The organism is Rhodococcus sp. 06-156-4, assembly GCF_002259345.1.
GTDB lineage: Bacteria > Actinomycetota > Actinomycetes > Mycobacteriales > Mycobacteriaceae > Rhodococcoides > Rhodococcoides fascians_E.
Map to the genome: position 1 here is coordinate 126,649 of NZ_NPGB01000018.1, position 26,579 is coordinate 153,227.

Sequence of the window (26,579 nt, forward strand, 5' to 3'; positions counted from 1 at the left end):
GACCTATCGTGAACGCCATGCACGACTACATCCGCGACGGTGCGGAGATCTACCGACAGTCCTTTGCAACCATCAGGGCCGAGGCGGATCTGTCGGCGTTCTCCGCGGACATCGCGCAGGTCGTCGTGCGGATGATCCACGCGAGCGGCGAGGTCGATCTGACCGAGGTCATCGGCGCCACGCCGAACGTCGTCCACGATGCGCGCGCAGCGTTGAAGTCCGGCGCCCCGATTCTGTGCGATGCCAACATGGTCGCCGCGGGTGTCACCCGTCGGAGGTTGCCCGCGGACAACGAGGTCCTCTGCACGCTGTCCGACCCGCGGGTTCGCGACCTCGCGGACAAGCTGGGGACCACCAGGACCGCAGCGGCACTGGAGTTGTGGGGAGACCGACTCGACGGCGCCGTCGTCGCGATCGGCAACGCCCCGACCGCACTGTTCCATCTGATGGAGATGCTCGCCGCCGGTGCCCCCGCGCCCGCCGCCATCGTCGGAGGCCCGGTCGGTTTCATCGGCGCAGCCGAATCGAAAGAGGACCTCATCGCATCCGGACTGGGTGTGGAGTATCTCGTCGTCCGTGGCCGCCGTGGAGGAAGTGCGATCACCGCTGCAGCGGTCAATGCCATTGCGAGCGAGGAAGAATGAGCGTCGCTGCAGGCAAGCTGTGGGGTGTCGGAATCGGCCCGGGCGACTCGGAACTCGTCACCGTCAAGGCCGCCCGCGTCATCGAGGCGGCCGACGTGATCGCGTTCCACAGCGCGCGTCACGGCCGAAGCATTTCACGAGGCGTCGCGGCACCCTACATGCGTGACGGTCAGATCGAGGAGCACCTGGTGTATCCGGTCACGACGGAGACCACCGATCATCCGGGCGGATATCAGGGTGCGATCGACGAGTTCTACGAGGAGGCCGCGGCTCGATTGGCAGCCCACCTCGCTGCCGGTCGCGACGTCGCGTTGCTCGCCGAAGGCGATCCGCTGTTCTACAGCTCCTACATGCACATGCACAAACGACTCGTCGGCCGTTTCGACGTCGAGGTGATACCCGGCGTGACGTCGGTCAGTGCGGCATCTGCAGCGCTCAAGACTCCCCTCGTCGAACGTGACGAGGTGTTCACGGTTCTACCCGGAACCTTGCCCGTGGACGAATTGACGCGGCGGTTGGCGGCCACCGACGCCGCAGCGATCATGAAGCTCGGCCGCACCTTCCCCACTGTCGTGCAGGCGCTGACGGACGCGGGCAGGTTGGACGAAGCAAGATACGTCGAACGCGCGAGCACGGAGGGCCAACGCGTCTCGAACGCCGCGGACGTCGACCCGTCGGCAGTTCCCTACTTCTCGATGGTCGTCGTGCCGAGCCCGGCCAACAACGCCGTGTTCCCCACACCCGCGGACGGGAAGGTCGAGGTCGGTGCAGTCGGTGAGGTAACCGTGGTCGGACTCGGTCCGGGCGCGGACTGCTGGACGACCGAGGAGGTGCGTCGAGAACTCGCCCGCGCCACCGACCTCGTCGGATACGTCACGTACTTGAACCGAGTAAGGCTCGGACCCGGTCAGATTCGGCACGCGAGTGACAACAAAGTGGAGTCCGAGCGTGCCGCGTTCGCGCTCGATCTCGCCAAGCGAGGCAAGCGCGTGGTGGTCGTCTCGTCCGGTGACCCCGGGGTGTTCGCCATGGCGTCGGCGGTGATCGAAGTAGCGGCCGAACCGCAGTGGGCCGATGTTCCGGTACGGGTGGTCCCCGGCATGACAGCGGCGAATGCAGTCGCGAGCCGGGTGGGCGCGCCGCTCGGACACGACTATGCGGTCATCTCGCTGTCCGACCGCCTCAAACCGTGGGACGTGGTCGCGAACAGGATCACTGCTGCAGCGGCCGCCGACATGGTCATCGCCGTCTACAACCCGGCGTCGAAGTCCAGGACGTGGCAGGTCGAGAAGATGCGAGACCTGCTGTTGGAACACCGCAGCCCGCAGACTCCCGTCGTCATCGGGCGTGCGGTAGGCAGCGACGAAGAGTCGGTTCGCGTCGTCGAACTGGTCGACCTCGACCCGAGCGAGGTCGACATGAGATGCCTGCTCATCGTCGGCTCCTCGCAGACGCACGTCGTCGAGACCGGCGCGGGCCGGCAGGTGTTCACCTCTCGTCGTTACCCCTGACGTACGTGGTGGCCCCGAAGCCACTCCACGACGGCTCCGACGGAGTCTGCAGTGAAATCCGCCCCCGCTTCCCGAGGTCGGTCGATCATCACGACGGGGACACCCAGGCGACGGGCTGCGGCCAACTTTGCGTCCGTCATCGCTCCACCGCTGTTCTTCGTGACCATCGTGTCGATGCGATGCGCCCTCATCAACTCGATTTCGTCGGCCTCCGCGAAGGGTCCGCGCGCGAGCAGCACCTCGTGATGCGGCGGTAGTGCGCCGATGGGCGGATCGATGCTCCGGACGAGGAACCAGGTGCGCTCGATCCACGCGAACGCATCGACGTTCTGTCGTCCGATCGTCAGAAACGACCGACGGGACAAGCGTTCGACTGCCTCGGCAGCCTCCGAGATCGATCCGACACCGATCCACCGGTCGTCCGCCGACGGCGTCCAGGCAGGGCGCACGAGCCGGACGAGCGGTGTACCGGTGGCGCGCGAGGCCTCGCGCGCGTTGGACGACATCGACGTCGCGAACGGGTGCGTCGCGTCCACGACGACGTCGACGCATTCGTGTTCGAGCCACTGCGTCAATCCTGCCGGACCTCCGAAACCTCCGACCCGAGCCGAACCGACCGGCAGCTGTGGCTCGTGCACACGTCCCGCCAAGGACGAGACGACGTCGAGGCACGGATCGCCGTGGACCTCAGCGGCGAGCGAACGAGCCTCCGAAGTTCCGCCCAGCAGAAGGATCTTCACCGTTTGACGGCTGTCCATTGCGTGACGGGCATGTGGGGCCTCCAGCCGGTGAACGATCCCAGCGCCTCGGCCCGGTAGATCTGGAATCTGCGCAGGGAACCGCCGAACTTCGAAACACAGTCAAGAACCAGCGATTCCGACTCGGCGGTGACCGCATTGGCAACCAGTCGCCCGCCCACGCGAAGTCGCTCCCAACAGACGTCGACCATGGCGTCGCTGGTCAGGCCGCCACCGATGAACACGGCGTCGGGTACGTCGTCGGGTACCTCTTCGAACGCAGCAGGTGCACGTCCGAGTACTCGAAGGCTCGGCACTCCCAACGCCGACGCGTTGGCGTCGATCTGCGCTCGTCTGGCGTCAATGGATTCGAAAGTCGTTGCTCGACAACGCGGGTGCGTCCGCATCCACTCGATGGAGATGGAACCCGAGCCGCCCCCGACGTCCCACAGCAGCTCACCGGGCGCGGGCGCGAGTGCACTCACGGTCAAGGCTCGGACCTCGGCTTTGGTCAGCTGGCCGTCGCCGGAGTAGGCGTCGTCGGGCAGACCCGGAACTCGGGTGAGCCGGCCCGACCGGTCGTCGGCGACGCAGTCGATCGCGACGACGTTCAGCGGATCTCCTGCCGGGTGGTTCCACGAGCCGGCCTCACCCGCCACCGAGTGCTCGGACGGCCCACCCAGTTGCTCGAGTACGGTCATCGACGACGCAGGATAGCCGGCCTCACACAGCTTTTCGGCCACGGCTGCCGGCGTGTCCTGATCGCGCGACAGGACGACGATGCGTGCACGGTCCGCCAGCGCCGCGACGAGAGTGCTCGGCGCCGTGTTGACGAGATTGACGGTGACCACCTCGTGCATCGCCCAACCGAGCCTGGCGCAGGCGAGCGACACCGAGGACGGAGCGGGAACGACATGCAATCTCGCGGCCCCGAATTCGCGGGCGAGCGTCACCCCGATTCCGTGGAACATCGGGTCGCCGCTCGCGAGCACGCAGATTCTTCGGCCGTGCCACTCCGCGAACGAGGTACGCAGACTCGGGACGAGCGGAGTCGGCCACCGGCGCGCCTTCTCGGGCGGAACCGGAGTCGAGTCGAGCTGGCGCCTCGATCCGAACACGACATCGGCCTCCGTGACGATCACCCGTGCCGACTCGGAGAGTCCGGCCCACCCGTCGGCCCCGATTCCGACGACGGAGATGGGCTGCGCCTGCGGCGAGGTCATCGAGGGGCCTTCCGCCACAACCACTGTGGAACGAATCGGACGGCGAAGTAGATCGGCGCGAGGATGCCGGGAATCCACACCCTCGACTTCCCGGCACCCAGAGCCGCGGCCACCGCGTCGGCGACCTGTGCGGGTGTGCTCGAGAACGGGGCGGGAGTCATACCCTTCGTCATCGAACCGACGACGAAACCGGGGCGAACGAGCAGCAGGCTGACACCCGACCCTCGAAGAGCGTCGGACAAGCCCGTCGCGAATCCGTCGAGACCGGCTTTGGCCGATCCGTACACGTAGTTCGCCTTGCGCACACGCACTCCCGCGATGGAGGAGAACACGACGATCCGGCCGGTGCCCTGAGCGCGCAGGACAGTGGCGATCCGGGTCAACACGGCGGCCTGTGCAACGAAGTCGGTGTGCAGAATCGCCGCTGCATGAGCAGCATCCTTCTCGGCACGTGCTTGATCGCCGAGGATGCCGAACGCCAACACGACGGTGGACAGGGGCCCGTGCTCGGCAACGACCGACTCGAGCACGGCGCCGTGCGACCCGAGGTCGTCGGCGTCGAACTCGACCGTCGCCACGGTGGTCGCACCTGCGGCCACGACCGCGTCCACCTGTTCGGTCAGGTCGTTGCTCCGGCGTGCGGCAAGCACGACGGTCCGGCCGGACGCCAGACGCGTGGCGAGCTCGAGTCCGATCTCGCTACGTCCGCCGAGAACGAGAACCGTGCCTTCGGGTGCAGTGGTCGTCACGACGGTCATTGTGGCCGATTACCGTGTGCATCATGGTCACCACCCCCGCATCCTTGACACCCGACGCCGTGGAGTTCCTCACCGAACGCCATCTCGCAACGCTGACCACCTTGCGCAGCGACGGCACTCCGCACGTGGTCGCCGTCGGATTCACCTGGGATCCCGACGGCGGGTTCGCCCGAGTCATCACCGGACGCGCGACGCAGAAAGCACTGAACGCCTCCCGCGGCGGATACGCTGCCGTCAGTCAGATCGACGGCCCTCGGTGGTTGACACTGGAGGGCACCTCGGAGGTGTTGACCGACCGCGACGACGTGGTCGACGCCGAGAACCGCTACGCGGTGCGGTACCGGGTTCCCCGGGAGAATCCCGAACGCGTGGTCATTCGAATTTCGGTTCGACGTGTGCTCGGGTCGCGGTCGCTGCTCACGACACCGGCAGCACCGTGAGTCCGTGCGGGCGGAGGTTGACCGACTCGCACCCGTCGGCGGTGACGATCACGATGTCCTCGATCCGGGCTCCCCACTGTCCGCGGAAGTAGATTCCCGGTTCGACGCTGAACGCCATTCCCTCGGTGAGTTCGATGTCGTTGCCGGACACGATGTAGGGCTCCTCGTGCACGGACAAGCCGATTCCGTGACCGGTGCGGTGCAGGAACGCCTCGCCCAGGCCCTCCGCGGTCAGGACTTCCCGGGCTGCGGCATCGACGGACTCGGCCGAGACACCGGGACGCACCCGATCCACGGCGGCCTGTTGTGCTCGCTCGAGCACGGCGTACTGCGCCGCGACGTCCTCGGGGGGATCGCCGAGGACGTAGGTGCGAGTCGAGTCGGAGTTGTATCCCGGCGCCACGGGCCCGCCGATGTCGATGACCACGACGTCGCCTGCCTCGATCACGCGATCGGACACCTCGTGATGCGGATCGGCGCCGTGCGGACCGGACCCGACGATGATGAAGGCCGCTTCGGTGTGGCCCTCCTCCAGGATGGCGGCGGCGATATCCTCCGCGATGTCGGCTTCGGTGCGGCCGACCTTCAGGAAATCCCCCATCCGTGCATGGACTCGGTCGATGGCCTGGCCTGCTCGACGTAATGCGTCGATCTCCGCCTCGTCCTTGACCATCCGGAGTCGACGCAGAACGTCCGTGGCCAGAACCGGTACGACACCGAGTCGGTTGGCGACGGGCACGAAGTGCAGCGCCGGCATCGCGTCGTCGACTGCGGTGGTGGCGCCCTCGGGCAGTGCCGCCGCGATGATGTCGTACGGACTCGTACCATCCACCCAATCGGCGAGTTCGAGCCCGAGGTCGGCCACGGCCGAGTCCTTCAGTGCGGCGAGCTCCATCCTCGGAACCACCACCGTCGGCGTAGCACCACTCGACGGCACGACGAGGCAGAGCAGACGCTCGAACGAACTCGCCTGTGAGCCGAGCAGGTACCGAAGGTCCGGCCCCGGCGAGATCAGCAGTGCGTCGAGTCCGGCCTCGGAGGCGAATTCGGCGGCACGTGCAAGTCGCGACGCGTAGGTCTCCGACGGGAATCTGGCTGGGGACTGTGCGGAAGTGGAACTCATGATCTACAGGCTATCGACGTTTTGGCAAGATGATCCACATGACCGCCCCTGGATCGTCGCCGCTGCTCCTTCTCGACGGAGCCAGCCTGTGGTTTCGCGCTTACTACGCTCTGCCCGAATCGATTACAGCACCCGACGGCACACCGGTGAACGCCGTGCGTGGATTCGTCGACATGGTGTCGGCGCTGATGGCCCGCACCGAGCCGAGTCGCCTCGCGGTCTGCCTCGATCTGAATTGGCGACCGCAGTTCCGCGTCGACCTCGTGCCGTCGTACAAAGCTCATCGCGTCGCCGAGGCTGCACCGGGCACACCGGAGAGCGAGGAAGTGCCGGACAGCCTGTCGCCCCAGGTGGATCTGATCATGGAGGTGCTCGCTGCAGCAGGCATTGCGACTGCAGGCGCTGAGGGCCTGGAGGCGGACGATGTCCTGGGTACCCTCGCCGCGCGCGAGCGCACCGACCCTGTCGTGGTCGTCAGCGGAGACCGGGATCTACTTCAGGTCGCAGCCGACGAACCCAATCAGGTGAAAGTCCTCTACGTGGGACGTGGTCTGGCGAAAGCCGAACTGTTCGGTCCCGCCGAGGTGGCCGAGAAGTACGGAGTGCCCGCGGATCGAGCAGGCGACGCCTACGCCGAGCTTGCTCTGCTGCGCGGGGACAGCTCGGACGGTCTGCCCGGAGTCAAAGGTGTCGGCGAGAAAACTGCGTCCACGCTCATGCTCCGGTACGGCTCGGTGGCTGCGCTGCGCGACGCTGCTCTCGACCCGTCGTCGGACATGGCGCAGGGCGTGCGGGCCAAACTCGCCGCGGCTGCCGACTACCTCGATGCGGCGCTACCGGTGGTCCGTGTCGTCCGCGACGCCGATGTGGTGCTCTCCAGGTCCGACGTCATACCGGCCGTCCCCGCCGACGCGGACAAGCTGGCCGAACTCGCCGCTCGACTGGGAATCGAGAACGCCGTGGGCCGACTCACCGCAGCCCTGTCGGTCCACGGGTCCTGAATGCGGCGGCCGGCCCACGGGTCGTGACGGGCGTTCGACGTCAACGCGGGCGGGAGACCTCGTAGGTGCCGTCGTCATCGGTGAACGTCAACGTCACCGTGCGCTCGAAACCGTCCACCTGAAGAGAGCATTCGAACGATGCTCCCTTCTCGATCTTCTTGCCGTCGGGGCACGAGACGTTGCTGACGGACGATGCACCGTAGGTACCGGTCACGATGTCCTCGACACCGGATTCGGCAGCTGCGGGATCGAGATTTTTGGAACCTCCGAATGCCAACGCGGCTCCACCGATCACGACGATGGCAGCGACCAGACCACCGATCACGAAGTACGGCGTTTTCGACTTGGTACCGCCGGGTGTCTGCTGGGCAGAATTCCACTGATTGCCCGGTCCCTGCGGCTGACCGGGGTATTGCCCCTGCCCCCACTGCGGCTGTCCCGGATACTGACCGGGCTGCTGGCCAGGCTGCTGACCGTACGGTTGGCCCGGATATTGGGCATTCGGCTGACCGGGCTGACCGTACGGCTGGCCTGGATACTGCCCCGGCTGGCCGTACTGCTGGCCTGGGTACTGGGTGTTGGTCTGGCCTGGATACTGGCCCGGCTGAGCAGGCTGACCGGGATACCCCGGCTGCTGACCCGGCTGCTGGGCGTACGGCTGGCCCGGGTACTGCCCCTGCGGGTATCCGTACTGCCCGTACGCCTGCTGCGGATACTGTCCCTGCGAACCCTGCGAACCCTGCGAACCCTGTTGATTCGAGCCCGACGCGTCCGGATAAGCCTGAGTCGGGTACGCCGACGAGGCTCCGCCGTCCTGGGACCGGCCCCACTGCTCGGTGTCCGGGGTGGCACTCTCCGGCTTTCCTTGATCGCGCGACCACTGATCATCGGGGTTGTTCGGACCGTACGGGCCGCTCATCTCGCCTCCACGTGAATTCGATTGACCGGCAGCAACCATATCGGACACGGTTACGCAGCGTCGACTGCTACGACTCCTCGGCGCAACGCCGCGATCGCCCGCGCCGCCGCCTTCGACAACGCGGGATCCGGCGACGCCAGCCGGACCTGATCCAGCAGGTCGATCACCTGTCGACACCACCGAACGAAGTCGCCGCCCGACAGTGCTTTTCCGCGATCGCCCGCAGCCATCAACGCGTCGGCGAGCGTGTGATTGCTTGCCCAGCGGTAGACCGCCTTCACGAATCCCATGTCCGGTTCGCGGGTCTGCGGCAGCTTGTGCCGAATCTCGTCGGACCGCAACTCGCCCCACACGCGGACCGTCTCGCCCAGCGCATGACGGATCGGCCCGGTCGGGCCCTGAGGAACGGTGTCGCCGACCTCCTGACGGGACTCGAACACCACGGCCGACACCACCGCAGCCAGTTCGGCCGGCGCGAGCCCGGTCCAGAGACCCTGTCTCAGACACTCGGACACCAGCAGGTCCGACTCGGAGTAGATACGGCCGAGCCGCGCCCCGTGTTCGGTCACCGTGGGCGCCGCACCGGAGGTGATGTAGTCGCGCTCCGCGAGGAGAGCCAGAATGCGGTCGAAGGTTCGCGCGAGCGAATTGGTTGTTGCGGAGACTTTCTGACGCATCGATTCGGTGTCACGAGCCAGCTTGTTGTAGCGCTCACCGACGCGGCCGAGCTCGTCCCGGTCCGAGCGCGAGTGAACCGGATGCGATCGAAGACTTCTACGGAGCGTGGCGAGTTCACTGTCGTCTGCTGCCGTCGACTTGCGCCGACGCCGATCCGACGGAGCCGAGATGCCTGTCGACCGCAATGCCGCCGACAGGTCGCGCCGCGTGCGAGCAGTGCGGTGGTCGATGAACTTCGGCAGGCGCATACGACCGAGTGCGTACGCGGCTGACGGGAAGTCCGCCGCCGACAATCGTCCGGCCCACGCATCTTCGGTCAACACCAGCGGTCGGGGATCGACCCGGTCGTCGTCGGATTCCAACACCACGGCCAATCCGGCGCGCTTACCGCTGGGAACCGAGACGACGTCGCCTCGTTTGAGCTCGAGCAGTGACTCGACCGCCTGATCTCGCCGGTCCTGCCTGCCCTGACGCTCGAGCAGCCGCTCACGCTCGGTGAGTCGCTCCCGCAGTTTCGCGTACTCGAAATACTCGCCGTCGACGCCGCCGAGCCGTTCCAACAGTCCTGCGAGGGTCTTGCCGTTGCGGTCGATCCCACGGACCAGACCGACGACCGATCGATCTGCCTGGAACTGTGCGAACGACCGTTCCAGCAGCGTCCGCGATTCGGCGGCACCGAACTGCTCGATCAGATTGATCGACATGTTGTATCCCGGGCGGAACGAACTGCGCAGCGGGAACGTACGGGTGGATGCGAGACCGGCGACCTCCGTCGGCTCGGTTCCCGGCTGCCACAGCACGACAGCGTGTCCTTCCACGTCGATTCCGCGTCGACCGGCACGGCCGGTGAGCTGGGTGTACTCCCCCGGGGTCAACTCCGCGTGAGATTCACCGTTGTACTTGACCAGTTTCTCGAGGACCACGGTGCGCGCAGGCATGTTGATGCCGAGGGCAAGGGTCTCGGTCGCGAACACGGCGCGAACCAGGCCCTTGACGAACAGTTCCTCCACCGTGTGGCGGAACACCGGCAGCATGCCCGCGTGATGGGCCGCGAGGCCGCGCTCGAGGGCTTCACGCCACTCCCAGTATCCGAGAACCTCGAGATCCTCCCTCGGCAGCTCGGCGGTGTGTTTGTCGACGATGTAGCGAATCTCCTCGGCCTGCTCAGGCGTGGTCAACACCAACCGGGACCGAAGGCACTGCGTCAACGCACCGTCGCATCCGGCCCGGCTGAAGATGAACGTGATCGCAGGCAGAAGTCCTTCCTCGTCGAGCTTGGAGATGACCTCCGGACGCGGGAGCGGACGATTGGCCATGCTGGAACCGCCGGCGCGGCCACGGCCTCGTCCCCTGCCGTGCGGTGGTTGCCATCGATCGACGTGGTCGAGCGATTGACGCTGTTTCACGTAGCGAACGAGGTCCTTGTCGACGACGAGCCGTGCCGATCCTTCTCCGCTCTGGGCCCGGCTGTCGAACAGATCGAACAGCCGCCTCCCCACCATGATGTGCTGAGACAGCGGAACCGGCCTGTTCTCGTCGACCACCACGGTGGTGTCGCCGCGGACGGTCTCCATCCACGCGCCGAACTCCTCGGCGTTGCTGACGGTCGCGGACAGACTGACCAGCCGTACATCCTGCGACAGGTGCAGGATCACTTCCTCCCACACTGCGCCACGAAAACGGTCGGCGAGGTAATGAACTTCGTCCATCACGACGTGCGAGAGGCCACGCAACGCATCCGACGACGCGTACAGCATGTTCCGCAGGACCTCGGTGGTCATCACCACGATGGGGGCATCGGCGTTCACACTGGAGTCGCCCGTGAGCAGACCGACCGTGTCACGTCCGTAGCGGGCAGTGAGTTCGGCGAACTTCTGGTTGCTCAGCGCCTTGATCGGTGTGGTGTAGAAGCACTTTCGACCTGCGGCAAGCGCAAGGTGGACGGCGAACTCGCCGATGATCGTCTTGCCCGCGCCCGTCGGAGCACAGACCAGGACCCCGTGCCCGGATTCCAGCGCGGTGCACGCGTCCACCTGGAAACGATCCAACGGAAAATCGAGGTGCCCCGCGAATCGCTGCAGTTCGGACGTCGACACCGTCACACGATCACGTCAGATCGTGTCGGTGAAATCCCGCTCGGGTTGCTTCGGAGGAGTGACCGAAATCGGGGATGCAAGCGGACCAGCGGACTCGATCGACGATGCTTCGTCATCGGATACATCACCCCAATCATCTTTTCTCTTCCGCAATTTACGCTTGTCGTGAATGCGCGCTACTTGCACCGCCATCTCGAACAGCAGCGTGAGTGCAAGAGCCAGGGCAAGCATCGAGAACGGATCCTGGCCGGGTGTCGCGATCGCCGCGAACACGAACAGACCCATGATGAGTCCGCGTCGCCACGCCTTGAGGCGCTCGTACGTGAGTACACCGACGAAATTCAAGGCCACGACGAGCAACGGGATTTCGAAGCTCACGCCGAAGATGATCAGCAGATTGATGACGAAGCCGAAGTACTGGGCGCCGCTCAGCGCCGTTATCTGCACGTTGTCACCGATGGACAGCAAGAAGTGCAGGCCCTTGGAGACGATGAAGTACGCCAGCACGGCTCCGCCGACGAACAGGATGGCAGCGGAGGTCACGAACGAGACCGCGTAGCGACGCTCCTGCTTGTAGAGGCCAGGCGTGACGAACGCCCAGATCTGATACAGCCAGACGGGGCAAGCGAGCACGACGCCCGCCGTGAATGCGACTTTGAACCGCAACAGGAACTGGTCGAACGGACCGGTCGCGAGCAACCGACACTCGTCGACACCGCTCGTGTTGCCGCTGAGGTCCGCTCGAAGACTCGGATCGAGCGAGCAGTACGGGCCGCGAAGAAGATCGCCGAGACTCTCGATACCGAGAATCGTGTGGGAGTACCAGAAGAAGCCGAAGGCCGTGGTGACTGCCATGGCGAGAAGCGACCACATGAGTCGCGTGCGCAACTCGTAGAGATGATCGACCAACGACATGGTGCCGTCGGGATTCAAACGGCGCTTGCTGCGCCTCGGATCGAACGGAATTCGCATACTCTGTCTTCGCTCAGCAGTGAACCGGGGTGCTGGTCAGCACCCCGGTTTACCACGATGTCGCGTCAGGCGGACTTGGAGTCCGGCTGCGACGTCACGCTGCCTGTGGCGTGAATATCGCTGGCCTGCGAGTCGATCCGATTCGGCGCTGGTGTTGCCGGCGTATCGGACTTGCCGTCGTTCTGCATTTCCTTGACTTCACTCTTGAAGATCCGGAGCGAGCGACCGAGACCGCGTGCTGCGTCGGGCAGCTTCTTCGAACCGAACAGAATGACGACCACCAAAGCAACGATGGCCCAGTGCCACGGGCTCATGGCTCCCATGTTCTACCTCCCAAGATCAGATGACTCGAGCCTACCCGACGTTTCGCCACGTGGACTCCCTCGTCGCCGTACGTTTACGGTGCGTTCACACCGGACTTTCCCGACATGACGTCGTCGTACGCCGCCAACGCCTCGGCGGCCCTGTTCTCGACGCTACGCCGAAGTTCCGGCGGACCCAGGACCTGCACGCCTTCGCCGAACCCCAGCGTAAGACGCGTCATCCACGCGGGTGTCGCAAATCTCATCGTCACCACGAGCGATCCGTCGTCCTCGGTGTCCACCAGAGTCATCGGGTAATAGTCCAGAATCCACGCGTGACTCGGCAGTACGCGCAGTCGCGCCTGAGGCAGGGACGCGTCGTCGTTGAATATCTCGAAGCTGTCGTCCTCGTTCGCTCCCTCCGGCGGTGTCGACGGCACCTCGAGTTCCACGGCCCGATCGATGCGGTCCAACCGGAACAGACGCACACCTTCCGCGCTGCGGCACCACGCCTGCAGGTAACTGTGATCGTCGATCGACACCGTTCGGATCGGATCCACGACGCGCTCGGACACGGCGTCACGCGACGCGGAGTAATACGTCAGTTCCAGAGCGTGCTTGCTGCGCAGAGCGGAGCGGACAGCGGTCGCGATCGGGCTCTCGGGACGGTCGTCCGCGGGTTCGGCGCTGACGTTTCCCGGAACGTTCGCGCTCGCCGAACCGGCGGCCTGCTCGATCTTGGCGATGGCGCTCTGGGCCGCGCTCGGGTCGACCATGCCCGGCATCGACGTGAGCGACCGCAACGCCACGAGCAACGCCGTCGCCTCGGTGGACGTCAGTCGCAGAGGGCGGTCGATACCCGCCGAGAACGTGACTTCGATGCTCTCCTCGGAGAACGACAGATCGATCAGATCACCCGGCCCGTAACCGGGCAGCCCGCACATCCAGAGCTGGTTCAGATCGGTCATCAGCGTCGACGTGGACACACCGAGCTCGCGCGCAGCTTCCTCGGCGCTCAGGCCTGGATTGGCGAGGAAGAACGGAACCATGTTCAGCAGCCGCGCCAGCCGGACCGACAGTCTCGCGCTCATCGCCCGACCGCCGGAACAACCGAACGAAGGGTCGCGATGACATCCGATCGAAGCTCGGCGGGTTCGAGCACCACCGCGTCGGACCCGTGTCCGGCGATCGACCGGGCGACCCACTCCCACGAACGGACGGGAATCCGGATCACCGACCCGGGACGTCCACCGATCATGCGATCCTCCACTGCCGTCCCCATCCGGCGGAGCTCCACCGCTCCACCCTCGGCTACCCACACCGTCGCAGTTCCGTTGACCTCGGCGGTTCCGGCCACGCGCGCGACAATGGACTGAACGTCCACGTCGTCGGGTTTGCGGATACTTCCCGCCCGACCGAACGTCGTGACGTCGTCGCCGATACGCGACAACCTGAACGTCCTGGTGTCGTTGCGATCGACGTCGTGTCCGACCAGATACCACCGGCCCCGAAACGTGACCACACCCCACGGTTCGACGGTGCGGGTCGTGTACGGATCCGTTGCCGAGCTGCGGTGCTGGAACTTCACCGACCGGCCCGCGTCGATTGCCGCGAGCAGAGCGCCGAGGGCAGGTTCAGATCCGCGGGTACGAGCCGGAACCGCCGTCACCGACGCCGCCGAGTCTTCCTGATCGACCTGGATTCCGGCGGCGCGCAGCTTGACCAACGCGCTCTGCGCCGCGGAGGTCAATTCCGGAGATTCCCACAACTGCACCGCGACCGCGACCGCAGCCGCTTCCTCGCGCGAGAGATCTATCTCCGGGAGCTCGTAGGCATCACGGTTGATTCGATAGCCTTCGACGCCGAACGTCCCGGCAGAGATCCCGGTCTCGAGGGGTACGCCGAGGTCACGGAGTTCGTTCTTGTCACGCTCGAACATCCGACTGAAGGCTTCGTCGCTGCCCGAGTCTCCGTAACCCGCGACGCTGTCCCTGATCCGTTCGGCCGTCACGAACTGACGTGTCGACAACAGACAGATGACGAGATTCATCAATCGTTCGACTTTGGTGATCGCCACCCCAAGAACCCTAACCGTCCGAGTCGCTTCGGTCGCATCGCGCGCCTGCGACCATTACATCGACGCGATCAACCGCTCCACTCGCTCGTCGACGGAGCGGAACGGGTCCTTGCACAGAACGGTGCGTTGAGCCTGGTCGTTGAGCTTCAAGTGAACCCAGTCGACCGTGAAATCGCGGCCCGCATCCTGCGCGGCGGTGATGAATTCCCCGCGGAGCTTTGCGCGTGTCGTCTGGGGAGGCAGATCGACAGCCTCGTCGATCTGCTCGTCCTCGGTCAACCTCTTCGCAAGACCCTTGCGCTGGAGCAGGTCGAACACCCCGCGACCCCGTTTGATGTCGTGATAGGCCAGATCGAGCTGCGCGATCTTCGGGTCGGACAACTCCATCGAGTACCGATCCTGGTAGCGCTGGAACAACTTTCGCTTGATGACCCAGTCGATCTCGGTGTCCACCTTGGCGAAATCCTGGGCTTCGACCGCGTCCAGAGTCCTACCCCACAGGTCCACGACCTGCTCGATCTGAGTGTTGGGCTCGCGCGTCTTCAGATGTTCGACCGCCCTGGCGTAGTACTCACGCTGAATCTCGAGTGCACTGGCCTGCCGTCCGCCGGCGAGGCGAACCGGCCGTCGACCGGTCAGATCGTGACTGACCTCGCGGATCGCGCGGATGGGGTTGTCCAGCGCGAAGTCCCTGAAGGAGACCCCGGCCTCGATCATCTCGAGCACGAGAGCGGCCGTACCGACCTTGAGCATCGTGGTTGTCTCGGCCATGTTGGAATCACCGACGATGACGTGCAACCGGCGGTACTTCTCGGCGTCCGCATGCGGTTCGTCGCGCGTGTTGATGATGGGACGTGACCGGGTGGTCGCCGACGACACACCTTCCCAGATGTGTTCGGCGCGCTGCGACAGGCAGAAGGTGGCGGCTTTGGGCGTCTGCAGAATCTTCCCGGCGCCGCAGATGAGCTGGCGAGTGACGAGGAACGGCAGCAGCACATCCGAAATCCGCGAGAACTCTCCCGCTCGCTGGACCAGGTAGTTCTCGTGGCAGCCGTAGGAATTGCCGGCCGAGTCGGTGTTGTTCTTGAACAGATAGATGTCCCCGCCGATACCTTCCTCGGCAAGCCGCTGCTCGGCGTCGATCAGCAGGTCCTCGAGGACTCGTTCACCGGCCCTGTCGTGAGTGACCAACTGCAGCAGACTGTCGCACTCGGCCGTCGCGTACTCGGGATGCGACCCGACATCGAGGTACAGGCGCGCACCGTTACGGAGGAACACGTTGGAGCTACGGCCCCACGACACGACCCGGCGGAAGAGGTAGCGGGCCACCTCGTCCGGGCTCAGCCGCCTGTGCCCGTGAAAGGTACAGGTGACACCGAACTCGGTCTCGATGCCCATGATTCGTCGCTGCACACTTCGACAGTACAACGCAGACGCGCCGATGGAGCGTCCGAACGACGCACGGTGAAATTGTGTCGGTTTCCGCGGGCTGTCTGGCAGGAGTGGAGCCGGCAGGAACAACCTGGCAGGGCGGGAGTGGAGCCGGCAGGAACGACCTGGCAGGGCGGGAGTGGAGCCGGCAGGAACGACCCAGTGAGCCGGGAGTGGAGCCGGCAGGAACGACCGGCTCTAGGCTGGGGTGGTGACCGAGACATCCCCCTCCTTGCCCGATCGCATCCACGCCTGGGATGTCAGATTGTTCGACCGAACCGCAGCCAGTCGTGCATCCGTCGCCGATCCGATTCTCCGAAACCTCAGCACTGCGGCGAACCACAGTGGCTTGTGGATCGCCGCGTCGGGAGTGTTGGCGAGCAAGCGGGGTCCGACTCGTCGCGGCGCGGTACGCGGGTTGTTGGCCGTGGCGGCAGCGAGTGCATTGGCGAACGGTGTCCTCAAGCCTGCGTTTCCCCGTAGCCGTCCTGGTTTCGAGCGGACCCCTTTCGTCCGTCGAGTGTTGTCACCGCCTGTGTCGTCTTCTTTCCCTTCCGGCCATTCGGCGTCGGCGGCTGCGTTCGTCACCGGCGTGGCGCTCGAATCTCCGCTCGCTGCAGCTGCTTTGGCGCCGGTGGCCGCGGCGGTGTGCTATTCACGGGTGCACACCGGAGTTCACTGGCCGACGGATGTGGTCGCCGGTGCCGCTCTCGGTGCCGGAATTGCGTTGTCGACGCGGCGGTGGTGGGCCGTACGCACGGAAGAACCTGCCGAGCTCGGCAGATCCGTTGCGGCGCCGCAGCTTCCGCGCGGCAAGAACATGCTGATCATGATCAACCCCGGATCCGGTTCCGACGACACGATAGAGGACGACATCCGACGCTTGTTGCCGGACGCCGACCTGTTCCGGCCCGACACCGACGGGGACTTCACCACGCAACTCGAGGAGCGTATCGCCGCGACGTCGCCCACGGCACTCGGCGTGTGCGGCGGGGACGGGACAATCGTCAGCGTCGCGGAATCCGCCGTGCGGCACGACCTCCCACTCGCGGTGTTCCCGGGAGGAACTCTCAACCATTTCGCTCACGACGCCGGGGTCGCCGATGTCGCCGCCACCGCACGCAGCATCGAGAACGGAACCGCCGATCGTGTCGATCTCGCCCACGTCGTCGTCGACGGCCGGGATCGGATCTCGTTCGTCAACACTGCGACGTTCGGCGGATACCCGGACTCCGTGCGGCTGCGGGAGAAGCTGCAGGACCGCATCGGTAAATGGCCTGCTGCTGCCGTCGCGATGGTACGAGTACTCGGCCGCGCCCAGCCGATGCAGATCGAGTTGGACGGCCGTCGGCAGGCAGTGTGGATGCTGTTCGTCGGGAACGGCCAGTACGCGCCCACGGACCGGGTTCCGATGTCCAGGCCCTCGATAGGTTCCGGCACGCTGGACCTGAGGTATCTGCCGTCGACTCCGTTCCTGTCTCGTACCCGGCTCGTTCTGGCGGCACTCACCGGAACGCTCGGATCGTCGTCGACCTACGTCCACTCGTCGGTTCATTCGCTGAAGGTCGCCGTCGAAGGCCCCGAAGTCGCACTCGCCACCGACGGCGAAGTCACCGCAGACGGTCGCACATTCGAATTCGGCGTCGACGAGAACGGCCTCGCGCTCTACCGAGATCGATAGAACACGAGGCCGCAGGCTCCCGAAGATGAAGGCAGGGCGCTACTCAGGTCATTCCGCTGGCTCCACTCCCGGCTCTACTCAGGTCATTCCGCGGGCTCCACTCCCGGCTCTACTCAGGTCATTCCGCGGGCTCCACTCCCGGCTCTACTCAGGTCATTCCGCGGGCTCCACTCCCGGCTGCCCGGGCGTGGGTTCCTGGTCGGCGGCGTCGCGCCGAGGAAGCATGTCCTGCAGCGCAGCTCCGGCGATGCGCCTGAACGCGCGCCGGGGCCGTCCCTGATCCAGCACGGCGACCTCGAGGGCGCTGACCTCGAGCACCTTCTTCTCCGGCTCCGTGCCGCCCTGTCCCGCCGGCGACGCAGCCGGTGCTGCGCCCGCCTCGAGTGCGGCAACCGAGATCTTCACAGCCGAGGCCAAGTCGAGCCCGGTGCGGTAGGACTCCTTGAGGGCGGTGACGATCGGCTCGGTGGTGCCACCCATGACGACGAAGTCCTGCTCGTCGACGATCGATCCGTCGTAGGTGATCCGGTAGAGCTGGCTGGCGACCGGTTCGTCGGAATGGGACACCTCGGCGACGCAGATCTCCACCTCGTACGGCTTGAGCTGTTCGGTGAAGATGGTTCCGAGCGCCTGAGCGTACGTCTTCGCCAGAGATCGACCCGTCACGTCGCGCCTGTCGTAGGTGTAACCCTTGGTGTCCGCGTGGAGGATGCCTGCCTTGCGCAGGTTCTCGAACTCGTTGTACTTCCCCACCGCGGCGAACCCGAGGCGGTCGTAGAGTTCGCTCACCTTGTGCAGCGCCGACGACCGGTTCTCCGCCACGAACAGCACCCCGTCCGCGAAGGACAGCACGATGACGCTTCTACCGCGGGCGATACCCTTGCGCGCGAGCTCGGAGCGATCGCGCATGATCTGCTCGGCCGACGCGTAGTACGGCATGGTCATGACGCAGTCCCCCCTTCGATCGTGCGGTCGGCGATGACGGCGCGAGCTGCGGCCGAGATGCGATCCTCGGCCACTTCGTCGGCGCCGACACTGGTGATGGTCACCGCGGTCGGGTAGATCCCGCGGGTCACGTCAGGTCCACCCGTCGCGGAGTCGTCGTCCGCCGCGTCGAACAGCGACTCCACGGCCGCCCGCAACGCGTCGTCCTCGCTCAGCCCGGGGGCGTAGAGCTTCTTGAGTGCCGACTTCGCGAACAGCGAACCCGACCCGACCGCGTGATACCCCGACCGTTCTTCGTAACGTCCGCCGACGACGTCGTAGGACACGATGCGACCGGCGCGATCGGGATCTGCGATGTCCACGTCGAAACCGACGAGCAACGGCACCGCGGCCAGACCCTGCATTGCCGCGCCGAGGTTGCTCCGCACCATCGACGACAGCTTGTTCGCCTTGCCGTTGAACGTCAGCGGCACGCCCTCGATCTTCTCGTAATGCTCGAGTTCGACCGCGAACAGACGAACGAGTTCGATGGCGATACCCGCCGTTCCGGCGATGCCGGCCGCCGAGAACTCATCCGTGACGAACACCTTCTGCATGTCTCTGTTGGCAATCAGATTGCCCTGCGTGGCACGGCGATCACCGGCGATGAGCACGCCACCGGCGTACGTCACCGCCACGATCGTCGTGCCGTGCGGTGCCAGGTCCGAGTGCACCGGGTTTCCTCCGCGGTCGCTCGTGGGGCCCCGCTCGTCCAGACCGCCGGAAAACTGCATCCGGCTCTCGGGGAGGAGGTGCGGGGCGTGATCACGCAGATGGTCGGTGAACGAGGAGTGATGCGAGCCGAACGCCGGCAGAAAATCGGCCGCCGAGGGGTTCGCGCTGCGATCCACCGTCACTGGCCGCCCTTCTGAACGTAGGCGCGGACGAAGTCCTCGGCGTTTTCCTCGAGCACGTCGTCGATCTCGTCGAGGAGGTCGTCGGTCTCTTCGGCCAACTTCTCGCGTCGTTCCTGACCGCCACCGGCCTCGCCGGGAACCTCGTCGTCGCCGTCACCACCGCCAGAGCGTCGTGTCTGCTCCTGAGCCATAGTCGTCGACCTCCTTACGTCATCGCAGTACCTGCTCGGACCTTCACCCTACCGATCACAGAGCGTCATGGGGCGTCAAGACGCGACGGCAATCCACTCAGGACGTGAGTTGGTCCACCAGTTCCGCCGCGGTGTTCACGCTTTCCAGCAGTTCGCCGACATGAGATTTGCTTCCACGCAGCGGTTCCAACGTCGGAATACGCACCAGCGAGTCGCCGCCGAGATCGAAGATCACCGAATCCCAACTCGCAGCCGCGATATCGGCGCCGAACTTACGCAACACCTCGCCTCGGAAGTACGCGCGCGTGTCGGACGGCGGAGTGGAGACGGCGTCGAGCACCTGCTGTTCGGTGACCAGCCGTTCCATCGACCCGCGCGCGACGAGCCGGTTGTAGAGCCCCTTGTCCAACCGAACGTCCGAGTACTGGAGGTCGACCAGATGCAGTCGCGGCGCCGACCACCCGAGGCCTTCGCGCTGACGGAACCCTTCGAGCAGACGCAGTTTGGCCGGCCAGTCCAGCAGGTTCGCGCACTCCATCGGATCGCGTTCGAGAAGGTCGAGAACCATGGCCCACTTGTCCAGAATGTCCGCGACACGAGGATCGTTCTTGCCCTCGCCTGCAACGAACTTCGCCACCCTCTGGTGATAGATCCGCTGCAACGCGAGGGCGGTCAGCTCCCGCCCGTCCGTCAGTGCGACCGTCTGACGAAGCGTCGGGTCGTGGCTGATCTGGTGAACCGCGGTGACCGGCCGAGCGAGCTGCAGGTCGGACAGATCGACGCCTGCTTCGATGATGTCGAGAACCAGCGCCGTGGTACCCACCTTGAGATACGTGGCCATCTCCGCGAGGTTGGCGTCGCCGATGATGCAATGCAGCCTGCGGTACTTGTCCGCGTCCGCGTGCGGCTCGTCACGGGTGTTGATGATCCCGCGCTTCAGCGTCGTCTCCAGACCGACCTCGACCTCGATGTAGTCCGCTCGTTGAGACAACTGGAACCCGGACTCGTCACCGGACTGGCCGATGCCGACGCGACCGGATCCGGTGATGACCTGGCGGGACGCGAAGAACGGTGACAGCCCGGCGATGACGGCCGAGAACGGAGTCGCGCGGGACATGAGGTAGTTCTCGTGGGTGCCGTAGGACGCGCCCTTGCCGTCCACGTTGTTCTTGTACAACTGCAAGCGCGGTGCACCGGGAACACTCGACGCGTGACGCGCCGCGGCCTCCATCACGCGCTCGCCTGCCTTGTCCCAGATCACCGCGTCGAGCGGGTCTCGAACCTCGGGAGCCGAGTACTCGGGATGCGCGTGATCGACGTACAGACGGGCGCCGTTGGTGAGGATCATGTTCGCGGCGCCGACCTCGTCGGCGTCGATGACGGGAGCCGGCCCACTGAAACGACCCAGGTCGAATCCGCGCGCATCACGAAGCGGCGACTCGACCTCGTAGTCCCACCGGGTTCGCTTCGCCCGCGGAACTCCCGCAGCCGCCGCGTACGCGAGCACCGCCTGGGTCGAGGTGAGGATCGGGTTGGCCGTGGGTTCGGTCGGGGACGAGATTCCGTACTCGACCTCGATACCGATGATGCGCTCCATGGCCCCGAGCCTAGGTGATCGCGCCGTCCGCCCGTGGAACCGACGCTGCCCGCGACCGTCACAGCGGTCGCGGGCAGCGTCGAACTCCTCGAATCCTTACAGGTACTGGCCGGTGTTCGACTCGGTGTCGATGGCACGCGACGCACTGGCGTTCTTGCCTGTGACCAGCGTCCGGATGTAGACGATGCGCTCGCCCTTCTTGCCCGAGATTCGCGCCCAGTCGTCCGGATTGGTCGTGTTGGGCAGGTCCTCGTTCTCCGCGAACTCGTCGACGATGGAGTCGAAGAGGTGCTGGACCCGCAAACCCGGATTACCGGACTCCAGAACCGATTTGATCGCGTACTTCTTGGAGCGGTCGACGATGTTCTGGATCATTGCACCCGAGTTGAAGTCCTTGAAGTACAGAACTTCCTTGTCCCCGTTGGCGTAGGTCACCTCGAGGAACCTGTTGTCCTCGCTCTCGGCGTACATGCGGTCCACGACACGTTCGATCATCGCGCGGACGCACGAGGTCCGGTCGCCGCCGAACTCGGCGAGATCGTCCGCGTTGACCGGCAACGAATCCGTCAGGTACTTGGAGAAGATGTCCTGCGCAGACTCGGCGTCCGGACGTTCGATCTTGATCTTGACGTCGAGGCGCCCCGGGCGAAGGATCGCGGGATCGATCATGTCCTCGCGATTGGACGCACCGATCACGATGACGTTCTCCAGCCCTTCCACACCGTCGATCTCGGCGAGAAGCTGCGGAACGACCGTCGTCTCGACGTCCGAGGACACACCGGAACCACGCGTACGGAAGATCGAGTCCATCTCGTCGAAGAACACAATCACCGGCGTGCCCTCGGAGGCCTTCTCGCGCGCACGCTGGAAGATCAACCGAATGTGCCGTTCGGTCTCGCCGACGAACTTGTTGAGCAGCTCGGGGCCCTTGATGTTGAGGAAGAACGACTTGGCTTCCTTGGCATCCTGGCCGCGCGCCTCGGCGATCTTCTTGGCGAGCGAGTTGGCGACGGCCTTGGCGATCAGAGTCTTGCCGCAGCCGGGCGGCCCGTACAGCAGAACACCTTTCGGAGGCCTGAGCGAGTACTCGCGGAAGAGGTCCTTGTGCAGAAACGGCAATTCGACGGCGTCTCGGATCTGCTCGATCTGGCGACCGAGACCGCCGATGTCCTCGTAGCCGACGTCCGGAACTTCCTCGAGCACCAAGTCCTCGACCTCGGCCTTGGGGACCCGCTCGAAGGCGTAGCCGGCCTTCGTGTCGACGAGCAGCGAGTCACCGGGACGCAGCTTGCGCGACGGCTCGTCCGGGTCGTCGATGCCCTCGTCGTTCGCCATGTCGACGAGCGGCTTGGCGAGCCACACCACGCGTTCCTCGTCGGCATGGCCGACGACCAGTGCCCGCGAACCGTCTCCGAGAAGTTCACGGAGCGTGCTGATCTCGCCGACCTGTTCGAAGGAACCGGCCTCGACGATGGTGAGTGCCTCGTTGAGCCGTACCGTCTGACCCGCAGCCAACGACGAGGACTCGACGTTGGGTGAGCACGCGAGGCGCATCTTGCGACCGGACGTGAAGACGTCGACGGTGTCGTCCTCGTGGACGGCCATGAGAATGCCGTAGCCGCTGGGCGGTTGACCCAGCCGGTCCACTTCCTCGCGCAGTGCGATCAACTGCTGACGAGCTTCCTTGAGCGTGTCCATCAATTTGGAGTTGCGCAACGACAGCGAGTCGATGCGGGACTCCAGTTCACGGACACGCTCCGGCGATTCTCCGAGCCCACCGAGCTGACGCCTCAGCGACGCCGCCTCGGCACGTAGCTCCTCGAGTTCCGCCCGGGCCGCAGCCGAATCCGGATTGTCTGTTGAGCTCATGAGCGACTCCTCCCAGTGAAGATCAGTCAACGCTACCGGCAGTTTCACGAATGTGCGTGTGGACACGTTCGAGCACCGCGCACTTGTGACCGATCGGTTGCACCCCGGACGGGCGGATCGGCCATGTTAGCCTCGCCTGACCAATACGGTCCGACGCTATCTCGAAATGGGGCTTCACCAGTGAACAAGCGCATCACCTCGGCGTTCGCGGCTGCTGCTGCCACCGCGCTGCTCGTCACCGGCTGCGGTGGAAGCGATGATTCCGATCACGCCGATCACAGTTCGGAATCCGCCGCTGCGTCGACCACCGAAGCGGTAACGACGACGGCCGACGCCGCGGTTGCTGCACCGACGACGGCGGAACTCACCGACTCGTTGACCCTCATCGTCGCTCCCGATGTCGACGCCACCACCAAGGCCGCGGAGATCGAGAACGGCCAGGCGCGGATCGCGAACCTGGAACAGATGACGGCTGCGCTCGCGAACTACGGCGAGATCACGTTCGACGTGTCCGAGCCGACGGTGGAGGGCGAAACTGCCACCGCGGACGTTGCCATCGCGACGCCGCGAGGAACAGCGGCACCGTCGCCCAACACCTGGGTCCTGATCGACGGCAAGTGGAAGGTTTCCGACGCGTCCGCGTGCGCGTTGCTCGCCATGGGACAGGCGCCCTGCGTCTAGCGCGTCAGCCCTTGCCGGAGCGACGCTGAGGCTTCGGAGTCACTGTGCCCGCCGCAAGTTTGCGTGCACTGACGAGAAACGCGGTGTGCCCCTGCATCCGATGTTCGGGGCGCACCGCCAAGCCGACGACGTGCCACCCGCGCACGATCGACTCCCACGATCTGGGCTCGGTCCAGCATTCCTGCCCGCGGAGAGTCTCGACGACCTTCGACAACTGCGTGACTGTCGCGACGTACACGATCAGTACTCCCCCGGGCACGAGCGCGTCGGCGACGGCAGGGAGCGCATCCCATGGCGCGAGCATGTCCAGAACGACCCGGTCGACCGTCTCCCCGGGGTGGTCCGCCCCGAAACGGTCGATGTCCGCGACGGTCAGTTCCCAGTTGGGCGGACGCTCACCGAAGAAGGTTTCGACGTTCTTCACCGCGTAGTCGGCGTGGTCCTGACGGATCTCGTAGGAGATGACCTTGCCCTCCGAACCGACGGCGCGCAGCAGCGAGCACGTCAGCGCACCGGAACCGGCCCCCGCCTCGAGCACTCGTGCACCGGGGAACACGTCTCCCTCGTGCACTATCTGCGCGGCGTCCTTCGGATAGATCACCTGCGCGCCGCGTGGCATCGACAGGACGTAATCGGTGAGCAGCGGTCGCAGCGCCAGGTACGGGGTGCCGTTGACCGAGGTGACGACGCTTCCCTCGTCCGCACCGATGAGCGCGTCGTGGGTGATTCCACCGCGGTGCGTGTGGAACTCCTTGCCCGCGTCGAGAACGACGGTGTAGTGCCTGCCCTTGCCGTCGGTGAGCTGGACGCGGTCGCCGACGCGGAACGGACCACTGCGCGCCGGCCCCGTGGACAGCGCCTGGGTGTCGTCCGTCTCCGACTGCGCCTCTGTCTCCGACTGCGTCTCTGTCTCCGACTGCGTCTCGGGAGCCTGTGCCGACGGTTCAGCAGTCCCGAACACGGTTTCGTCCGAAGACTCCGAAAACCCGGAAGACACAGCCGACTACCTCTTTCGCTTTGCAGAACAGATCCGGTGGGCCCGGCGGGCCGACACTCGGCCGCCTAAGACTACGGCCTTGCGTGAATCTGTCGGTCCACGGGCTTAGTCTGCAGAGCGTGAGTATCACCGATGTGCCTGCACCACCCGTCCGAACCGGCTCCACCAGCTCGACCCGACGGAGCGCACCGGCCCTTTCTCCGTCCCGCGCGGGTGACTACAAGCAGTGCCCGCTGCTGTACCGCTTCCGTGCGATAGATCGGATACCGGAGAAATCGACGAAGGCGCAGGTCAAGGGGACGGTGGTGCACGCCGCACTGGAGGCGCTCTACGGAATGCCCAGCGAGAGCAGACATTCGGAGACGGCTGTCGGTCTCGTCGATGCCGCGTGGGATCGGGTGTGCGCCGAATCTCCTGAAGTCGCGGACACGCTCGTCGGTGACGAGCGCACCGCACTGCTGGACCAGGCTCGGGACCTGGTCGCCGGGTATTACGAGATGGAGGATCCCACTCGATTCGATCCGGAGTCCTGCGAGCAACGGGTCGAGATCGACCTGGAGGACGGTACTCCGCTTCGAGGTTTCATCGACCGAATCGACGTCGCGCCCAACGGAATGGTTCGCGTCGTGGACTACAAAACAGGTAAGGCCCCGCGGGAGTTCACCGAGGCGAAGGCGCTGTTCCAGATGAAGTTCTATGCGCTCGTGGTCATGCGTCTACGCGGAATCGTTCCGGCACAACTGAAGCTGATGTATCTGGCGGACAAGCAATCACTCACCTACACCCCGGACGAGGGTGAGTTGATCAGATTCGAGCGGATGCTCTCGGCGATCTGGAAAGCCATCGTCGCCGCAGGCAAGTCGGGCGATTTTCAGCCCAAACGTGGAAAGCTTTGCGGTTGGTGCGATCACCAGGCGCTGTGTCCCGAGTTCGGCGGCACTCCCCCGGCGTATCCGGGTTGGCCGGAGGCGCGGTCGTGACCGGCATTCCCGACGCATTCTTCGTACCGCTCGGACGAGCGGAACCGGGTACCGAACGGTTCTCGAGTACAGAGCGGTTCTCGAGTACAGAGCGGACGACGAGCCTCTGGGCGCCGACCATGCAGCACGGCGCTCCGCCGTCGGCACTGCTGCTCCGTGCTCTCGAACGTGTGGAAGCCCGATCCGACGTTCGGGTGACGCGGGTGGTCGTCGAACTGCTCGGACCGGTTCCCATCGCGGACATCGTGGTGAGGTCCTGGGTGGAGCGTCCGGGCAAGAACATCGAACTCGTCGCGGCCGAGTTGTGGGCAACCACTGCGACCGGGGTGGACCGTGCTGTCGCTCGCGGAACCGCGTGGCGGATGACGACGGAAGACACCGCGGCTGTTGCTCATGCCGCGGATCGGCAACTCGCGCCGCTGACGGACGCGTCGTTGCATTCGTGGGGAGGGCGGTGGAAGTCCGGGTACCTCGACAACATCGAGGTTCAGGCACTCGGAAGCATCGGCGCCGACGGACCGGGCCTCGTCTGGGCGCGCCCGAAGACCGCTCTGGTCCTCGGTGAAACCATGACCCCACTCGAGCGTCTGTTCTCCATCGCCGACATCGCCAACGGGGTCGGTGCATCTCTGGACCTCGGCCATTGGACGTTCCTGAACACGGACCTCACCGTGCATGTGTTCCGGATCCCGGAGGGCGAGTGGGTAGGTGTCGCGGCCGAGACCTCCGTGGGTCCGGACGGAGTGGCCATGTCCGCCGGCGTACTGCACGACGAGCACGGACCGGTCGGGCGTATCGCCCAGACCGTGCTGGTCCGTCCCCGTTCCTGA

Annotated in this window: 25 protein-coding genes; 8 read left to right on the forward strand and 17 right to left on the reverse strand. The window is 65.5% G+C overall.

Annotation, left to right across the window (positions count from 1 at the left end):
* The first annotated feature begins 17 nt into the window (after positions 1–17).
* Positions 18–644: a precorrin-8X methylmutase gene (locus CH290_RS11365; RefSeq protein ID WP_033189753.1), complete on the forward strand. Its 627-nt coding sequence runs from the start codon at positions 18–20 to the stop codon at positions 642–644.
* The gene (gene cobJ, locus CH290_RS11370) at positions 641–2,155 is read left to right on the forward strand and encodes a precorrin-3B C(17)-methyltransferase (RefSeq protein WP_033189719.1); all 1,515 of its coding nucleotides are present in this window, start codon (positions 641–643) and stop codon (positions 2,153–2,155) included. Before CH290_RS11365 ends, cobJ begins: the two co-directional genes overlap by 4 nt.
* On the opposite strand, the gene CH290_RS11375 is transcribed toward cobJ, so the two are convergent.
* From CH290_RS11375 to CH290_RS11385, 3 genes are read right to left on the reverse strand one after another with little or no spacing between them, the layout of a single operon-like run.
* Positions 2,146–2,913 (reverse strand): cobalt-precorrin-6A reductase, encoded by a 768-nt coding sequence (locus CH290_RS11375; RefSeq protein WP_033189718.1) that lies wholly within the window; start codon positions 2,911–2,913, stop codon positions 2,146–2,148. The genes cobJ and CH290_RS11375 overlap by 10 nt on opposite strands.
* On the reverse strand, positions 2,892–4,115 hold the full coding sequence (gene cbiE, locus CH290_RS11380; RefSeq protein WP_170947572.1) for a precorrin-6y C5,15-methyltransferase (decarboxylating) subunit CbiE: 1,224 nt from the start codon (positions 4,113–4,115) through the stop codon (positions 2,892–2,894). Before cbiE ends, CH290_RS11375 begins: the two co-directional genes overlap by 22 nt.
* Positions 4,112–4,873, reverse strand: a complete 762-nt coding sequence (locus tag CH290_RS11385) for an SDR family NAD(P)-dependent oxidoreductase (protein WP_033189716.1) — start codon at positions 4,871–4,873, stop codon at positions 4,112–4,114. Before CH290_RS11385 ends, cbiE begins: the two co-directional genes overlap by 4 nt.
* Before the next feature lie 23 nt (positions 4,874–4,896).
* Here CH290_RS11385 and CH290_RS11390 point away from each other — a divergent pair, with 23 nt between their 5' ends.
* Positions 4,897–5,313, forward strand: coding sequence for a PPOX class F420-dependent oxidoreductase (locus CH290_RS11390; RefSeq protein WP_020110062.1), 417 nt, complete (start codon positions 4,897–4,899; stop codon positions 5,311–5,313).
* Here CH290_RS11390 and CH290_RS11395 read toward each other — a convergent pair.
* Entirely contained in the window at positions 5,291–6,436 is a 1,146-nt protein-coding gene (locus CH290_RS11395; RefSeq protein ID WP_033189715.1) for a M24 family metallopeptidase, read from the reverse strand. The genes CH290_RS11390 and CH290_RS11395 overlap by 23 nt on opposite strands.
* A 29-nt stretch (positions 6,437–6,465) precedes the next feature.
* Between CH290_RS11395 and CH290_RS11400 the strand changes: the two genes are divergently transcribed.
* On the forward strand, positions 6,466–7,437 hold the full coding sequence (locus tag CH290_RS11400) for a 5'-3' exonuclease (protein WP_019666257.1): 972 nt from the start codon (positions 6,466–6,468) through the stop codon (positions 7,435–7,437).
* 40 nt (positions 7,438–7,477) lie between these two features.
* On the opposite strand, the gene CH290_RS11405 is transcribed toward CH290_RS11400, so the two are convergent.
* The 7 genes from CH290_RS11405 to pafA all read right to left on the reverse strand — a co-directional run bounded on the left by CH290_RS11405 (position 7,478) and on the right by pafA (position 15,894).
* On the reverse strand, positions 7,478–8,356 hold the full coding sequence (locus CH290_RS11405) for a DUF4333 domain-containing protein (RefSeq protein ID WP_033189714.1): 879 nt from the start codon (positions 8,354–8,356) through the stop codon (positions 7,478–7,480).
* 50 nt (positions 8,357–8,406) lie between these two features.
* A complete protein-coding gene (locus CH290_RS11410) occupies positions 8,407–11,136 on the reverse strand; it encodes a DEAD/DEAH box helicase (RefSeq protein ID WP_020110065.1) in 2,730 nt (909 codons plus the stop codon).
* A 9-nt stretch (positions 11,137–11,145) separates the two neighbouring features.
* Complete coding sequence (tatC, locus tag CH290_RS11415) at positions 11,146–12,102, reverse strand: twin-arginine translocase subunit TatC (RefSeq protein ID WP_019666260.1); 957 nt, start codon at positions 12,100–12,102, stop codon at positions 11,146–11,148.
* A 65-nt stretch (positions 12,103–12,167) separates the two neighbouring features.
* Positions 12,168–12,425 (reverse strand): Sec-independent protein translocase subunit TatA, encoded by a 258-nt coding sequence (gene tatA / locus CH290_RS11420; RefSeq protein ID WP_020110066.1) that lies wholly within the window; start codon positions 12,423–12,425, stop codon positions 12,168–12,170.
* Between the two features lie 74 nt (positions 12,426–12,499).
* Entirely contained in the window at positions 12,500–13,495 is a 996-nt protein-coding gene (locus tag CH290_RS11425) for a helix-turn-helix transcriptional regulator (protein WP_020110067.1), read from the reverse strand.
* The gene (locus CH290_RS11430; protein WP_033189713.1) at positions 13,492–14,481 is read right to left on the reverse strand and encodes a helix-turn-helix transcriptional regulator; all 990 of its coding nucleotides are present in this window, start codon (positions 14,479–14,481) and stop codon (positions 13,492–13,494) included. The genes CH290_RS11425 and CH290_RS11430 overlap by 4 nt, the downstream gene beginning before the upstream one ends.
* A gap of 54 nt (positions 14,482–14,535) precedes the next feature.
* Positions 14,536–15,894 (reverse strand): Pup--protein ligase, encoded by a 1,359-nt coding sequence (pafA, locus tag CH290_RS11435; protein ID WP_026347980.1) that lies wholly within the window; start codon positions 15,892–15,894, stop codon positions 14,536–14,538.
* Between the two features lie 229 nt (positions 15,895–16,123).
* Between pafA and CH290_RS11440 the strand changes: the two genes are divergently transcribed.
* Positions 16,124–17,593, forward strand: coding sequence for a bifunctional phosphatase PAP2/diacylglycerol kinase family protein (locus tag CH290_RS11440; RefSeq protein WP_230595691.1), 1,470 nt, complete (start codon positions 16,124–16,126; stop codon positions 17,591–17,593).
* Between the two features lie 153 nt (positions 17,594–17,746).
* Here CH290_RS11440 and prcA read toward each other — a convergent pair whose 3' ends face one another.
* The 5 genes from prcA to arc all read right to left on the reverse strand — a co-directional run bounded on the left by prcA (position 17,747) and on the right by arc (position 23,091).
* Positions 17,747–18,538, reverse strand: coding sequence for a proteasome subunit alpha (gene prcA, locus CH290_RS11445; protein WP_019666267.1), 792 nt, complete (start codon positions 18,536–18,538; stop codon positions 17,747–17,749).
* A complete protein-coding gene (prcB, locus tag CH290_RS11450) occupies positions 18,535–19,434 on the reverse strand; it encodes a proteasome subunit beta (RefSeq protein ID WP_033189711.1) in 900 nt (299 codons plus the stop codon). The genes prcA and prcB overlap by 4 nt, the downstream gene beginning before the upstream one ends.
* The gene (locus tag CH290_RS11455; RefSeq protein ID WP_019666269.1) at positions 19,431–19,625 is read right to left on the reverse strand and encodes a ubiquitin-like protein Pup; all 195 of its coding nucleotides are present in this window, start codon (positions 19,623–19,625) and stop codon (positions 19,431–19,433) included. Before CH290_RS11455 ends, prcB begins: the two co-directional genes overlap by 4 nt.
* A 97-nt stretch (positions 19,626–19,722) precedes the next feature.
* Complete coding sequence (gene dop, locus CH290_RS11460) at positions 19,723–21,222, reverse strand: depupylase/deamidase Dop (RefSeq protein WP_019666270.1); 1,500 nt, start codon at positions 21,220–21,222, stop codon at positions 19,723–19,725.
* A gap of 96 nt (positions 21,223–21,318) precedes the next feature.
* Complete coding sequence (gene arc, locus CH290_RS11465; protein WP_026347981.1) at positions 21,319–23,091, reverse strand: proteasome ATPase; 1,773 nt, start codon at positions 23,089–23,091, stop codon at positions 21,319–21,321.
* A gap of 180 nt (positions 23,092–23,271) precedes the next feature.
* Between arc and CH290_RS11470 the strand changes: the two genes are divergently transcribed.
* Positions 23,272–23,772 (forward strand): WKL family lipoprotein, encoded by a 501-nt coding sequence (locus tag CH290_RS11470; protein WP_033189710.1) that lies wholly within the window; start codon positions 23,272–23,274, stop codon positions 23,770–23,772.
* A gap of 4 nt (positions 23,773–23,776) precedes the next feature.
* Here CH290_RS11470 and CH290_RS11475 read toward each other — a convergent pair whose 3' ends face one another.
* Positions 23,777–24,628 (reverse strand): tRNA (adenine-N1)-methyltransferase, encoded by an 852-nt coding sequence (locus CH290_RS11475; RefSeq protein WP_170945359.1) that lies wholly within the window; start codon positions 24,626–24,628, stop codon positions 23,777–23,779.
* 260 nt (positions 24,629–24,888) lie between these two features.
* Here CH290_RS11475 and CH290_RS11480 point away from each other — a divergent pair, with 260 nt between their 5' ends.
* Both CH290_RS11480 and CH290_RS11485 read left to right on the forward strand, forming a co-directional pair.
* Complete coding sequence (locus CH290_RS11480; RefSeq protein WP_019666274.1) at positions 24,889–25,749, forward strand: RecB family exonuclease; 861 nt, start codon at positions 24,889–24,891, stop codon at positions 25,747–25,749.
* Entirely contained in the window at positions 25,728–26,579 is an 852-nt protein-coding gene (locus tag CH290_RS11485; RefSeq protein WP_094620648.1) for a thioesterase family protein, read from the forward strand. Before CH290_RS11480 ends, CH290_RS11485 begins: the two co-directional genes overlap by 22 nt.